The following is a 14582-nucleotide window of genomic DNA, read 5'->3' on the forward strand; positions in this document are numbered from 1 at the left end:
TGATTTATACCCCTTAATATTATATTTCATCGGTAACACAACCATTTGAGGCTGAGGAAACCGTTTTGGCATATTTGTATAAACTTCCTTTCTTGACCTTTAGGGATGGTTGTACCCAATTGGCCCTACGTGTTTTGATCTCGTCTTCTGACAAGGCCACAGAAATACTATTTTTTTCAGCATCAATGGTAATAACATCCCCGTCTTTCAATAGAGCAATAGTTCCACCATCCTGAGCCTCCGGGCATACGTGACCAACAACAAAACCGTGTGTACCTCCAGAGAAGCGACCATCGGTAATCAATGCTACATCCTTCCCTAATCCCGCACCCATAATAGCTGCAGTAGGCTTTAGCATTTCCGGCATACCTGGACCACCTTTGGGACCTTCGTACCTAATAACAACAACATCGCCCTTTTTTACCAAGCCCTTTCCAATTCCGGCATTCGCCAAAAACTCATCATCAAAAACTTTGGCAGGACCGGTAAAGTGTAATCCCTCTTTTCCGGTAATTTTGGCTACGGCACCGTCTTCTGCAAGATTTCCATATAATATTCTCAAGTGACCCGACTCTTTGATCGGAGCGTTCAAAGGCATAATTATTTTCTGTCCTTCTTTTAAACTTGGGACTTCGGCAAGGTTTTCGGCAACAGTTTTACCGGTTATGGTTAAACAATCCCCGTGCAACATATCATTTTCCAGCATAAACTTCATCACAGCCGGAGTACCACCAGCACGATGTAGATCTTCCATAAGGTATTTACCGCTAGGTTTTAAATCTGCCAAGAAAGGAGTACTATCGCTAATTCTTTGGAAATCATCCAAGGTAAAATCAACATCAGCGGCTTTTGCAATAGCTAAAAAGTGTAGCACCGCGTTGGTGGAACCCCCTAATAAGGTTAGCAGGCGAACTGCGTTTTCAAAAGATTTCCTTGTAATGATATCGCTGGGCTTAATATCGTTTTCCAATAAATGCCTTAATGCAAAACCAGCGCTAATGGCATCTTGTTTCTTTTCCTTGCCAATGGCAGGGTTGGAAGAATTGTAGGGAAGGGCCATGCCCAATGCTTCAATTGCGGAGGCCATGGTATTGGCAGTGTACATACCACCACAGGCACCTGCTCCAGGACATGCATTTTGAATTACACCTTTATAATCCTCCTCGTTCATGGTTCCGGCTACCTTTTCGCCCCATGCTTCAAAGGCGGAGACAATATCCAATTTCTTGTCCTTATAACAACCGGAAGCAATAGTACCACCATAGACCAAAACAGATGGTCTGTTTAGTCTTATCATGGCCATTAGGGCCCCAGGCATATTTTTGTCACAACCTACAACAGTTACCAATCCGTCATAGTTCATAGCTTGTACCACAGTTTCCATGGAATCTGCAATAATATCCCTTGAGGGTAAGGAATATCTCATTCCATAGGTACCCATAGAAATACCATCACTAACACCTATAGTATTGAACACAAGTCCGACCAAACCGCCTTTATCGGTTCCGAGTTTTACTTCTTGTGCCAGATCATTTAAGTGCATATTACAAGGATTGCCCTCATAACCTGTACTTCCTATTCCTATCAAGGGTTTTTTTAGATCCTCTTCCTCCAGTCCTATAGCATATAACATAGCCTGGGCGGCAGGTTGTGTAGGGTCCTGTGTAACGTTTTTGCTAAATTTATTTAATTCCATTAATTTGTATTCTTTGTATTTTAATTCTGTTCTATATAAACTATGACTACCAAAGATAAAAGTTTAAAAACCCTTAGATTTTTAACATAAAAATTTGATTTAAATTCAATTATAATGATTTAATTTTAAACACTTAGTAATCAGTAACTTAAACATGTAAATCATATCATATTCAGTAGGTTTTTATTCTTTGATAAACCGTTTGGCGTCGACTTAAAAAGACCCTAAATCCAAACGTTATTTCAGCAAAACCCTTAAAAAAAAGCCTGTATCAAATATATCTGATACAGGCTTTTTAAATCAATATAAATCCGTATCATCCCATTTAGGGGACGATAATGACTAAATTGATTATGTTTCTATTTATTTTCATTAGGGTAAAATTAGGCATTAAAATTTAATTGGCAAAGAAATAAATATCCATCACCTATTTTAGCTTAAAATTAATAAGGTCACCTGATCTTTTTTGCGCCAAAATGGACATGGCCATATCCGATAACTGCAAAATTCTTGGATAGCCACCAGTGGTCTGACCATCTTTCATTAGAATGATCAATTTTCCGGCAGGGGTCAATTGAATGGTGCCGGGCAGGGTGGCCGAAGTTAGCATGGACACCTTATTACTATCAATCACCTCATTGAGCTGATAGGCCATTCTGTTATTCTCATTGGCGACCGAAAATTCCCGATAAAATAATTTAGCCAATTGTTTATCTGTCAATAGCCCATATTCCGGCCCCTTGTAAACTTCCAATTCGGATTTGTACAATACGGAATCGACCTTAAGTTCCGATATTTTGGGATTAAACTGTTTGCACTCGGCATATGGAAGACCAGACACTTTCTTAATAGAGTCCTGTTCGGTAATCGGTTTAAAAAAAGATCTACTTCCCAAGACCGATGCGGTGTCGAATCCGTCCTTAATGCCCAAATATGCCCTGAAGCCTTTTAATAATTTGCCATAGGTTAGTATATCGCCACTTTTAACCTTATAAACTGTATAGTTCTCAATGGCAGTCTCGTTCAGGGTTACGGACATTTCCGCACCGCCCAACACTATATAGGTGTCCTGTTCAAATTCCAATGTTGGTCCTGTCATGGTTATTTCTAGGACAGCGCAGTTTTCCTCGTTTTCCAACAAGGTATTTACTTTGGAGACAGAGAATGAATCCATAACCCCTGCAACCGGAACGCCCTTATCCCTGTATCCAAATCTACCGATATCCTGTACTGTTGTGAAAAAGCCCGATTTTAAAATGTTAAGCATCCAGCACTATTTTTTCTATATTATATATTCCTACCTCACTTTCAATTTTATGCAATTGGTATTCAGCCATTGAAATAGGGTAAAATTGTATTTTATCCCCCACTTTAACAAAACAGGGATTTTCCTTCTTTACGTCGAACATGGGAACCGGACATTTACCAATTATGTTCCATCCGCCAGGGGAATCCTGAGGGTAAATTCCTGTTTGTTTTGCGGCTAAGCCAACAGAGCCTTTGGGTACCTTTGGTCTGGGATTGGATTTACGGGGAACTTCCAAAGCCTCTGGCACACCTCCCAGATACATAAACCCCGGCAAAAACCCTATACCATATACCGTATAAACATTTTGGGAGTGCAATTCAATTATGCGTTCCACAGACAAGCCCAACGGTCCGGAAATCTCTTTGAGATCCAGCCCAAATTCCAAATCATAACTTACCGGTAATCGCCAGAGGTATCTGGTAGCTGGTTCTATCTTTCCTTTTATGTCATACCACTCTTTTATCTTTGGTTTAAAATAATCAAAATCAAGGACGGTGTCCTTGCATATCAAAGTAAGTGAATTATAAGCGGGTACAAACTCCCATTCCTTCTGGTCTAAATGATTTTGCTTAAGGTACTGGATGAACTGGAGAATGTCCTCCAAGATGGATTCTTCTACTTTAATGGGCCATTCCACCAAAATGGCATGGACACCAAATTGCCTGACTGATATTTTGAAATCGCTCACTTCTTTATTAAGATTTGGTTCTTTGGTAACTGTTTGGAAAGATACATTAATATTTGCAATGTTGAAGGAGAATCCCCGTGAATACAATAGGTATCCGCCTTTATTTTCACCGATTTCCCGGAAGGTGTCACCACCGAGCCCTTTGTAACCATATGTAGTATATGGGTTTCAACATCCTTGGGATTTTGTATCAAGGCCAAGGGCTCATTTCGGGAAACTAGGGAGAGATCTGCATTATAATTACGATCGGCAAAGGCTTCATATTTTATTTGAAATCCTAGACGCAATGCTTCCTCTTCTATTCTAGAATGGTAAGGAACATATAGAAACACTTCTTTTTTATATTTTTCAATACAATCCAAAAAAAGCAATGCCAATTCCCTATCCCTGGCTATATCATTATACAGGGCACCATGGGGCTTTATGTGATTTAGTTCGATTCCCAAGGATTTAAGAACGGCACTTAAATCCGCAATTTGGGCAAGGATACTTTTTTTCAATTTCTTTTCAGCAATTTGAATGGTAGTTCTACCAAAATTCTCCCTGTCCGGATAAGAGGGATGGGCACCAACTAACACATGGTGTTCTTTGGCCAAACGGGCTACCTTCATCATGGAAACAGTATCGCCGGCATGGCCGCCACAGGCAATATTACAGGAGGAAATAAAAGGCATTAGCTGTGCTTCGTTGTCTAAACCCTCCCCTACATCGCAATTTATATCGATTTTGATCATGTCCTTAAAATAGTCCAAAAACGGTTAATATACTTTTAGTCCCCAATATAACGGACAAAATAATTATGATTATCCCTATTATATTTTGAAATCGGGTATTTTGATATTCCAGCATCACAGTTTTCCGATTTACGACCCATAATAGAAAAATAGCGATAATTGGCAATAGCATTCCGTTGGTCACTTGAGCAAATTTGATAATCTCCAAAGGTCTTATGCCTATGGACATAAACAGCACTCCCACCAATAAAATGATCATCCAAACTATTTTGAACCTTATATTATTCATGGTCATATTCCATCCAAAACAGCTACTGGCCACATAGGCAGCGGCTAAGGGTGCCGTAATTGCGGAGGTTACCCCGGCAGCAAAAAGTCCGATTCCCATAAAGTATTTGGCACTTTCCCCATACAGTGGTTCTAGGCCTTGGGCCATGTCCATAATATTGGTTATATCGTTGGAGGGTATGGCAGTTGCGGTAACGATTATCGCCATGGATACCATGCCTCCCAAAACAATGGACACGACGGTATCCCTAAGCGCCTCCTTTAAATTCTCTTTGGATTTCCATTTTTCACTCACTAAGGAAGTATGTAAAAATAAATTATAGGGTACCACCGTGGTGCCTACCAAAGCGATAATGGTCAAAATACTTCCTTCTGGAATTTGAGGGGTAAAGAGTCCTTTTAATATGGCCGAAACATCGGGTTTTGTAATTATTGCCGTAAATAGAAAGGATAAGCTCATGACTACCACCAAGGAAACCAAGACCTTTTCCAGAAGTTGATAATTACCAAAAAACAAGAGTAGAAATGCAAAAAGGCCCACTATCCACGGGTAAAAAATTAGATATTCTTGCCCAAAAACTGCCTCTAGCCCCAAAGAAGCCCCCCCTATATTGCCACCTTCATAGGCAGCGTTACCAACGACTATTGCGGCCAGGATCAAGCCCAATACCAAAATCTTTATCCATCGGACGCCTATCTCTTCCTTTATGACATGGGCCAATCCTTTTTGGGCTACAATCCCCAATCTAGCTGCCATTTCCTGTAATACTACGGTTGCTACAATGGAAAATAACATGGCCCATAGTAGCAAATATCCAAATTGTACCCCGGCAATGGAGCATACGGTAACGGTTCCAGGGCCTATAAAGGCAGCGGCTACCAAAACTCCCGGCCCCATTTTCCAGGACATATTACTGAGCTGAATTTAAGGCATACAAGGCAAAACTTCCCAACCAATGGGTGCCGCTATAATTATCGTCAACAATACTGGGTAGGGAGTAATTAATATGTTCGGTGGCAATCTGTTTTAAATGGGAGTATTGGGGAAGTGTCTTCGCAATTCCGTATAAACACCAGGCCCTACTAAAATTGAGACCATCCAAATGCACCAATTTTCCATCGGTTCTGTCCGACACTTTTCCGGGCTCAAGACTAAATTGGGGATTTGCCAATTGTGGCAAAAATTTTTCCAACCATTTTTTAAACTTTTCGGGGCTGTAAATTTTTCTGACCAAATTGGCTTCTTCCAGGCAGGGCGATAAAAAATCGAATCCGCTAGGTTCCCAAGTCATTGGACAATCGGCATCGTTTTCATAAAAACGTGCTACACTGGAGGTGATGGCGTTTTTTAAGCCATCGTCCTCAAAAATTACCGCATAATCCCAAGCCATGGAAAGTCCGAATGCGGTGTTGGTGTGTTCTCCCACCCTAATCGGATAATTTAATTTTGGCAAAAAATCTATGTAGGCCGCCACAATATAATTTGTCAAGGGCTGTAAATTATTTTCTAGATCACGTGCCAACGGATCGTTCCATGTGTGAAGTTCCTCGGCCAATTTCAGGATCCAGGCCCAGCCATATGTCCGTTCATAGGACTTATTTCCTGTCATATTGAAATAGGCCACCTCTGCCAATATATTTTCCGTTGAAATATTCTGCACTAATTTATTTCTAATGGTGGAAGCCTGATTTAGACTGGGGAATTGTTTTAGCAGGGAAACCAAAGACCAATGACCGTGCACAGAGGAATGCCAGTCATAGCAACCATAAAATGCCGGGTGCAATTGTTCGGGGCTGCCCAAATGGGTGGAATCCTGAAGGGACTGATTTAATTTGTTGGGATATTCCGTTTGTAGGCATTCCAATGGCAAACGGACCAGCCGATTGGCTTCATTAAAAGTCAGCTCGGGCAGCGTCAATGGAGGAGCTTCTTTGGGTCCTGCATTTTTTTGGTCCCTGCAGCCCATGAGCACAAAGAAAACCAAAAAAGTTGTACCTATTGTATTTAGCAGTGTTCTATAGTCCATTATTCAAGTTTCAATTAGAGAATATGTAAATATATAGGGATATTCCAAAACGCAGAAGAATATTCAAATTTTAAAGGCCAAGTAGTTTAAAAAGTAGGTTGTTCATCTAAAAAGTTGCAGTTCGTCTAAAAGATGGCCTTTTTGGATAACCCCCATATAATAATCCCAAAATATTACGGTTATAATAGTCCCAAATTAAATTTTTAACCTACTTGAATGACATGTTTAGAATGTAAAAAAAAGCTTGATTATCTTGACCATAAAAGTGCAATGGATCTCTTTGGAATAGAGCTTTGCGCGAAGCACAAAGACAGAATGGAAAAGCTGATCAAACTTAAAAGGACCCCCAAAGAAGCCATACAATTATATTATGGTTTAAAAAGTGCAGGTGTAAATCCAATGCTGGAATGGTGGGATGGAAAAAAGTCAGTTGATATAGCTATATCTAGGGTAAAACTTAATATAGAAATCGACACGGAATACCATTCATTAACCCATGAACAAGCCATTAACGATTTGGAAGAAGCCATGCATTCGTTTAAAAATGGATTTACCACCATTCGTATCCCCCACGTACTTATAAAGTATTATTTAAAGGAAACCGTAGATAATATTTTAGGGATCATGGAAGGACTAAAGGCCAATACCAAGGTCCTTTAGTGAGTGATAGAATAGGGAAATGCCTTTACAGGTAAGGACAAAAGGCCTTTCAGTTCAATAAAAACTAAAAGGCCATAAATCTTAAAAACAATTTTATGGAAACAGAAAAGAAGATTTTGAGAATACCTTTAAGAATTGCTATTTCCCTACTTATTATTGGCTTTATTTGTAAAGTTCTACATTTTACGACTATCGCAAATCCTATCATATTAATAGCCCTTATGGCCATTGGCGTATTATACGGCCTGCGATTTTTGAAAAAAACCAAAAAAGGCTTTCTGGAATACAACAAATTAATTCTGGTTGCTTCTTGGTCCTTAAACGGAATTTTCAAAATTCTTGATATCTCCCACAATGATTTTTTTCAGGTAATAGGCAGTGTGGCCTTTATTATCTGGATCATCATGGAAGGCACAACATATCTTATAGATGATAAGGACGACAATAGAAGTGATATTGCCTATTTTATGTGGAACACCATGATGATCATTGGCATATTGGCCATCATCATTGGTAGTCTGACGAAAATATTGGAATGGGAATATGCTACCCCTACCCTTATTACAGGATTTGTTCTTGTTGCTGCATACGTCTTAAAGGACCTACTGGTACAGAGCCTTCAAAAAAAGGAATAACAAGATTCTTTCCTTGTAATCTTTCTGTCTTTCTTAATATAATTACCATTAGGGGGATCTTTCAAGAATGTTATTTGGTAATTGGTAAAAGATTGAATAGTCTATCCCACAGTCAGTGCATCGCCCAAATGCCTGGCATTCATGATACCTATAAAAAAGCAATAGACCAACTCCAAGGCCTAGTATATTTTCATGGCAATTTCAAATTTTTGTAGTATTTTCTACCTCTAAATTAAAACCATGGAAAAACCAAGACGAATTTTTATTCAAAAGGCGGGATTAATTGCAGCAGCTAGCGCGTTTACTCCCCAAATTTTACTATCCTCAACTCGGTCACAAAAGAAAAAATTAGGGGTAGCCCTCGTTGGATTAGGTTATTATAGTACCGATCTTCTTGCCCCTGCCCTGCAATTGACCAACAATTGTGAATTAAGGGGAATTGTTACGGGCAGTCCTGAAAAAATTCCAGTATGGAAAGAAAAATATGGTATAAAGGACAAGAACGTCTACAATTACAAAAATTTTGATACCATTGCGAATAACCCGGACATAGATGTTGTTTATGTGGTGCTGCCTCCTTCCATGCATGCGGAGTATACTATAAGGGCGGCCAAGGCAGGTAAGCATGTTTGGTGCGAGAAACCAATGGCACCCTCTGTTGCCGATTGTGAGGCCATGATCAAGGCCTGTAAGGATAATAAAGTTAAACTGGCTATTGGCTACCGTTGTCAGCACGACCCCAATATTCAGGCGTATATGAAAGTAGGCAAGGAAAGGCCCTTTGGGAAGGTGAAAATGGTGACTTCCGCAGCGGGATATTTTGACGGGCGTACCAACCATTGGAAGCAAAATAAAAAATTAGGAGGTGGTGCCATGGGCGATATGGGCGTCTATGCCCTACAAGGTGCCCGCTTGGCCACTGGGGAAGAGCCTATTTCCGTAATGGCGAAGGCCTCCACTACCCGACCCGAAATTTATCACGAAGTAGAGGAAACCATGATGTTTCTATTGGAATTTCCCAGTGGTGCGTTGGCATCCTGCCATACAAGTTTTGGCATCAATATGAACCACCTTCAGGTAAACTACGAAAAAGGCTGGTTAAAAATGGAGCCCCACTCCTCCTATAATGGTAATAACGGAAGTATGTCCGATGGTACTATCATTAAATTTCCCATCCCCAACCAGCAAGCAAAACAAATGGATGAAGATGCTATGGCCATTATGGAGGGGACAGATTTGATCGTTCCTGGGGAAGAAGGGCTTAGGGATATTCGTGTTGTTGAGGCTATTTACAAGTCCGCCGCACAGAATTGTGTGGTGAAATTGTAGGTTTCGGACTAGGAAATTATCGGTAAACTGTTAGGTTCCATGGTTTTGCCGTTTTGTAGGATTTTACTTTCATAGATGATTTTGACCCTTTATCCGAATTGGGGTCAAGTCATCGAATTTTTGTTCCATACGTGGGGACGAAAATCCTTTTCCTTTGATTTCGGGGTTTTATATACAAACCCAATCTTATGAAGGAAAATACTACACTAAACGATTTTTTATTTTATCTCTTTTGTGCCTTTTGCATTGCATGGGCCATTTATGTGCTAACCTCTTAGTACAGCCTAGGCCACATAGAGAATAATAATATTGGTTATCCATGTCTTATGGGTATGGTATGGCCATGCTTCTCGGTATGAAATTTTTTTCAGGATAACCCACTTGTATTTAAGTTGCCTATTCTTTTAATGGACAGGGACTTGAAACTGTGCTTGGCTGGAATAAAAAGTTGTGTTTTTATCTTGTCCGAATTTGATAATCCATAAAGCCTAAATCTCCTTTTGGCAGTTGGTGCCAATTAAAATGCCTTGTATAGATAAAGATAAAATACCATTGTTCAAAATAAGATTTTGACTCTTTTTTTGAAAAAAATATTCTGGATATCAAGGATTTAGTATCTTAGGACTGTAACCACCTTGCTGTATTAAATCAGCACCTGGTCTATGGTCCATTTGCTGATGCCTATTTTTATATACTTGCATTACAACGTTTTTCTAGGTGTTGCATCTACCATAGCATATTGAATTGAAAATTATGGATAGACGAAAATTTATTAAATCAAATGTTATAACTGGAATTGCGGCAGGTGGAGCATCCCTATTCCCCGATTTTCTATTTGGCAAGACATTGCCCCTTGAGAAAAAATCCTATGCTGAATATTTAAGAAATAGTGCTGTTCCAAAAGAAGAACTGGATATTTTTCTGAACGAAAATAGTTGGGCCCAGTTCGATCCAGAGGTGGGGTATATTTTGGGCAACTATATGCCCCATGATGGTATTGATAATAGCTATACTTTGTCGACCGTTATGAAGGATGGTAAAAGGACCAATAGGATCTATGCCGATAAGCCTTGCAGGATCAATACTTATGGCAATAGTTTTACCCATTGCCATCAGGTAAGCGATGCGGAAACTTGGCAGGAGTATCTTGCCGGTCACCTGGGAGAACCCATTCAGAATTTTGGTATGGGAGGCTTTGGGGTATATCAAGCGTATAGGAGGCTTTTGAGACGCGAAAAAGAGGATAAGGATTCCAAGTATGTAATTTTATATATGTGGGGAGATGATTATGTGAGAAGTGTTTTTAGATGCCGATATGCTACCTATTACACCCGTTGGAACGATTATGGTGGATATATGTTCCATGGTAATTTCTGGGCCAATATTGAAATGGATACCACTACGGGAAAACTTGTAGAAAAAGAAAATCGAGTTGCGACCAAGGAGGCCATGTACAATATGTCGGACCCCGAATTCATGTACGAGAACCTGAAAGATGATCTAATGGTACAGCTGTATCTGCTCAGTTATGACATGGTAAATTCTGATCTTGATATGGAAGGGCTAAAGAGGCTTGCCGATATTTTGGAGTTGCCAGAGGTAGATTTTTCTAGTCCTGAAAAAATGAAGGCCACTGCCACGGTTTTAAAAAATAAATACTCTTTTGAGGCTACAAAATATATTTTAAAAAAGACCAATGATTTTTGCTCCGAGAATGGTAAAGAACTATTGCTGGTTCATTTTGATCCTACCAATGTGTTTAAGGAAATGGTAAAGGGCAATAAGCGTTATGATCAGGAAATGGTAGATTTCATTCAAAATAGCGGTTATTCCTTTTTTGATATGAATGAAGTGCATCTCAAAGATTTCAAAAAATTCAATCTTAGTCTCGATGAATATATGGACAGGTATTTTATAGGTCATTACACCCCTGCCGGAAATCATTTTTTTGCCTACTCCATCAAGGATACCATAGTGGATTGGCTAGATCCCAAACCAATTACCTATCAGCAAAATGATAGTAAGTTGATCAGATTTCAGGGGTATTTGCCCAAATAGTACTTTGTGTAAGACAACTAGACCGTACTGCACGCCAGTATGCACGGCAATGGCATGGTACATAGGCACTCCCACTTTCTTTGGCTAGGGTATGAAGGCGTTTGTCATATCTGGCTAATGCTGCAGTTTCATAAATTCGTTGGCATATCTTTCGCCCATAAGTCGTTGTGCCTCAGAATTAAAGTGCACTTTGTCACCTTTATGCTTTAGGTCAGAGGTAGAGATTATCCCAGCATTTGGATCTGTGGATACATAGTATTTTATGTGGTCATTGATTTTTGACCACAAGGCATTGGTAGCATAACTGCCCAATTGCCCTATTACAACTGTTGTTTCTTGGTTCCCAATTATCTTTCTGAATTGATAGAACAGCTCCGATAATTTGATTTGGTACAATGGTGCTTCCTTGGTTTTGGCATCACTTTCGCCCTGATGCCAAAGAATCCCTTTTACCGTGCCGTATTGCATACCCAATTCCGTCATTCTTTTGAAATTGGAGAATAGTTTAACCTCTCTATGGATAGAATCGTTTAACCATTGTGAAATGGAGCTCCCCCCTACCGCAGTGGGAATTAATAGCACCGAAATACTGTCCGGAATGTGCTGGGTCAAGGCCTTACCGAATGCAAGTCCGCTATCCAAGCCTGCCATAGAGGGTTCGTAAAAATGTAGTGGCTCTTTGGCAAATATCATTTTGCCCTGCTTGTTTATGGTATATACTCTTTTGTCGGGAACGGTATCCTGGGGCTCCACCAGGCCTCGACCAGCCATATTGGATTGTCCGGCAAGTATAAAAACCCATAAATTCTCTTTATTTGGAATATTTTCGACAGACACTTCTGTCTTGGGAAAAAATTGTGTCCGTTTGTCCTTGTTCTGGCCCTTGCACCAAAATATTATTGAAAAAAGGAGTACGCTTAAAAGAATCTTCTTAGAGGTCATATGTATTTTTTTTATGATGTTGGTTGAATCATTATTGGTTAATAAGTAAACTACCTACAAGATATTGATTTAAATGGGTCTGTTGACTCCACGTATATTTTTTTCATATTGATTGAGTTTTTTAGATGATTTTTTTGCTGTGATCAACATTGCTATAATCTTCCGCTTTAAACCAATAATAAAAAAATTCTTGAAACTGATTATCCCCTAGTCAAGCCACAGCGGTACCAGCCCAACATTGGTCATTCTGGCGGGTTTCGCTAGTTTCATTATGACAGAGGTGGCCAAAAACCGAAATTTTATATTTTACCTCACCCGGAACTGCTGAAAAGGCAGTCCCGACCCTGCCTACCGGCAAGGCAGACTGTCCCAAGGAGAGGTAAATTAGTAACCCCGATGTAAGGATCGGAGAATCTTTAAATTATAAGTACTGCAGCTGTGACCTGCTGGTGATACCTATTTGTCATATCTAGGATCAAAACATAGAGTTGATAGTGTTAAAAAAATAAATCTGCATAAGAATTTGGGCATTTCATCCGTTATTTAAGTATATCATCCTATATTTAGCGAGTAATTCATAAAAAAAAGTCACCCCTTATGCGGAGAAGCAAAATCTTAATTGGAATTTCTCTTTTAATCCTTTCGCTTGTTGTCCTTGTTTTAAATGCTTTTATGTCGATACCCGATCCAGGGCCCAAAGTGGCCGTTTCCAGTATTGATCATTTAAGGGAAGCTTTGGCCACCAAAGAGGCGCTTCTTTACAAGAAACGTCAAGAGGAATTGAGGGTCGCCATTAATTCCTATTTTGACAAAGCCATCGCAGCTGGGGATATCGTGGGTGCAGGAGTGAGTATAGTTCAAAAAGATTCCGTTATAATTTCTGATGGCTATGGTAAAAGGAACATCAATCGCGATGAGCGAGTTGATGGTGGGACTATTTTTCGACTCGGATCGCTTTCCAAGGGATTTGCCGGGGTATTGGCCGCCGAACTAAAGGATGAGGGCAAACTACATTGGGAAGATAAGGTAAGTGATTTTATTCCGGAATTTAGGTTTGGCGACAGGAACAATACCAGTATGATTACCCTTGCCAATATTTTATCGCACACCTCAGGAACGCCATACCATAGTTATACCAATCTTGTGGAGGCCGGACTGCCCCTGCAGGATATAGCGCAACGCTTTAAGGAAGTTACTCCGATAAGTGAACCCGGACTTATGTACAGTTACCAAAATGCCATGTTTGCACTTTGTGGGGAAATGATCCATAAAGCAACCGGACAGGATATAAGTGAAGTCCTGGCCAATACCTTTTTTGATCCATTGGGCATGTGTTCCACTACTATGGATTATGAAACCTTGGCGCATATGGAAAATGTAGCCATGCCACATTCCAAAAGAAGAAACGGATGGAGAACATTACCGCTTTCAAATAATTATTACAACGCCATTGCAGCGGGTGGAATTAGTGCCAGTTCTGTTGACATGGCCAAATGGATGCGATTTTTACTGGGTCACAACCCGGAATTGATGAGCAAATCCGCTCTAGCTGAGACTTTTGCCCCGTTTATAGAAATTAAGGGGGAAAGCAAGTATTACCAACGTTGGCCTGGACATACAAGCTCCTATTATGGCTATGGATGGAGAATACATAAATTCAAGGAGAACGATTCCCAAAAGGAAAAGACCATATGGCACCATGGAGGAAGTGTCAATAACTACAGAAATGAAATTGCCCTTTATCCGGAAGCAGATCTGGGTATTTGTGTGCTGTTGAGCAACAATAGTAGAATTGCAAGAACGGTAATCCCTGACCTATACGAAATAGTAAAGGATATTTATGGCCAAACTACACCTGGAATTCCGGTAAACAAGGAAAACGACCTAGTACAACTGCATTTGGAGTAAGCTGTTCAAAGTCGGAAGTTCAAAGTTTAATGTTCGCTGCGCGAAGTCTCCAGACTTCGTGCTTCAAAAACTTCTGTAAAAAATCCATTCGCCATTCTGTATATCATTATGCTGTAAAATACAAAATGATATATAATATACCTACTCCCCAAAAACCACCATATCTATTTATGTATAGGAGTTAGGGGAATATTGGGTTGATTTTGTATCTTGACCTTTAATTACACATATATATGTGTTGAACTAAACCTTCGGTAACCTTTTCAGCTAGATTTCGTAAATTATATGGATTAATCTAAATCTAAAAT

General features: G+C 39.8%; 12 protein-coding genes. 5 read left to right on the forward strand and 7 right to left on the reverse strand.

Going from position 1 to position 14582, the window contains the following annotated elements:
* Positions 1 to 19 precede the first annotated feature (19 nt).
* The 6 genes from ilvD to MWU84_RS19350 all read right to left on the reverse strand — a co-directional run bounded on the left by ilvD (position 20) and on the right by MWU84_RS19350 (position 6682).
* The gene (gene ilvD, locus MWU84_RS19325; RefSeq protein ID WP_246904714.1) at positions 20 to 1696 is read right to left on the reverse strand and encodes a dihydroxy-acid dehydratase; all 1677 of its coding nucleotides are present in this window, start codon (positions 1694 to 1696) and stop codon (positions 20 to 22) included.
* Between the two features lie 427 nt (positions 1697 to 2123).
* Entirely contained in the window at positions 2124 to 2963 is an 840-nt protein-coding gene (locus MWU84_RS19330; protein WP_246904717.1) for a biotin-dependent carboxyltransferase family protein, read from the reverse strand.
* Complete coding sequence (gene pxpB, locus MWU84_RS19335; protein ID WP_246904719.1) at positions 2956 to 3693, reverse strand: 5-oxoprolinase subunit PxpB; 738 nt, start codon at positions 3691 to 3693, stop codon at positions 2956 to 2958. The genes MWU84_RS19330 and pxpB overlap by 8 nt, the downstream gene beginning before the upstream one ends.
* Positions 3690 to 4427: a 5-oxoprolinase subunit PxpA gene (gene pxpA, locus MWU84_RS19340; RefSeq protein WP_246904721.1), complete on the reverse strand. Its 738-nt coding sequence runs from the start codon at positions 4425 to 4427 to the stop codon at positions 3690 to 3692. The genes pxpB and pxpA overlap by 4 nt, the downstream gene beginning before the upstream one ends.
* 4 nt (positions 4428 to 4431) lie before the next feature.
* Positions 4432 to 5625 (reverse strand): Nramp family divalent metal transporter, encoded by a 1194-nt coding sequence (locus MWU84_RS19345; RefSeq protein ID WP_246904723.1) that lies wholly within the window; start codon positions 5623 to 5625, stop codon positions 4432 to 4434.
* 1 nt (position 5626) lies between these two features.
* Positions 5627 to 6682: a DUF2891 domain-containing protein gene (locus tag MWU84_RS19350; RefSeq protein ID WP_246904741.1), complete on the reverse strand. Its 1056-nt coding sequence runs from the start codon at positions 6680 to 6682 to the stop codon at positions 5627 to 5629.
* A 276-nt stretch (positions 6683 to 6958) separates the two neighbouring features.
* Here MWU84_RS19350 and MWU84_RS19355 point away from each other — a divergent pair, with 276 nt between their 5' ends.
* The 4 genes from MWU84_RS19355 (at position 6959) to MWU84_RS19370 (ending at position 11424) form a co-directional block, all read left to right on the forward strand.
* Positions 6959 to 7402 carry a hypothetical protein gene (locus MWU84_RS19355; RefSeq protein WP_246904725.1) on the forward strand — a complete coding sequence of 148 codons (444 nt, stop codon included), beginning with the start codon at positions 6959 to 6961 and terminating at the stop codon, positions 7400 to 7402.
* Between the two features lie 95 nt (positions 7403 to 7497).
* Positions 7498 to 8037, forward strand: a complete 540-nt coding sequence (locus tag MWU84_RS19360) for a hypothetical protein (RefSeq protein WP_246904727.1) — start codon at positions 7498 to 7500, stop codon at positions 8035 to 8037.
* Between the two features lie 240 nt (positions 8038 to 8277).
* Complete coding sequence (locus MWU84_RS19365) at positions 8278 to 9366, forward strand: Gfo/Idh/MocA family oxidoreductase (RefSeq protein ID WP_246904729.1); 1089 nt, start codon at positions 8278 to 8280, stop codon at positions 9364 to 9366.
* Positions 9367 to 10119: 753 nt separating this feature from the next.
* Positions 10120 to 11424 carry a hypothetical protein gene (locus MWU84_RS19370; RefSeq protein ID WP_246904732.1) on the forward strand — a complete coding sequence of 435 codons (1305 nt, stop codon included), beginning with the start codon at positions 10120 to 10122 and terminating at the stop codon, positions 11422 to 11424.
* 114 nt (positions 11425 to 11538) lie between these two features.
* Here the strand turns inward: MWU84_RS19370 and MWU84_RS19375 are convergent, their stop codons facing one another.
* Positions 11539 to 12366 carry a sialate O-acetylesterase gene (locus tag MWU84_RS19375; RefSeq protein ID WP_246904735.1) on the reverse strand — a complete coding sequence of 276 codons (828 nt, stop codon included), beginning with the start codon at positions 12364 to 12366 and terminating at the stop codon, positions 11539 to 11541.
* A 672-nt stretch (positions 12367 to 13038) separates the two neighbouring features.
* Between MWU84_RS19375 and MWU84_RS19380 the strand changes: the two genes are divergently transcribed.
* On the forward strand, positions 13039 to 14274 hold the full coding sequence (locus tag MWU84_RS19380) for a serine hydrolase domain-containing protein (protein WP_246904738.1): 1236 nt from the start codon (positions 13039 to 13041) through the stop codon (positions 14272 to 14274).
* Positions 14275 to 14582 lie beyond the last annotated feature (308 nt).

It is taken from the genome of Arenibacter sp. F20364, assembly GCF_023015905.1.
Taxonomy (GTDB): Bacteria; Bacteroidota; Bacteroidia; order Flavobacteriales; family Flavobacteriaceae; genus Arenibacter.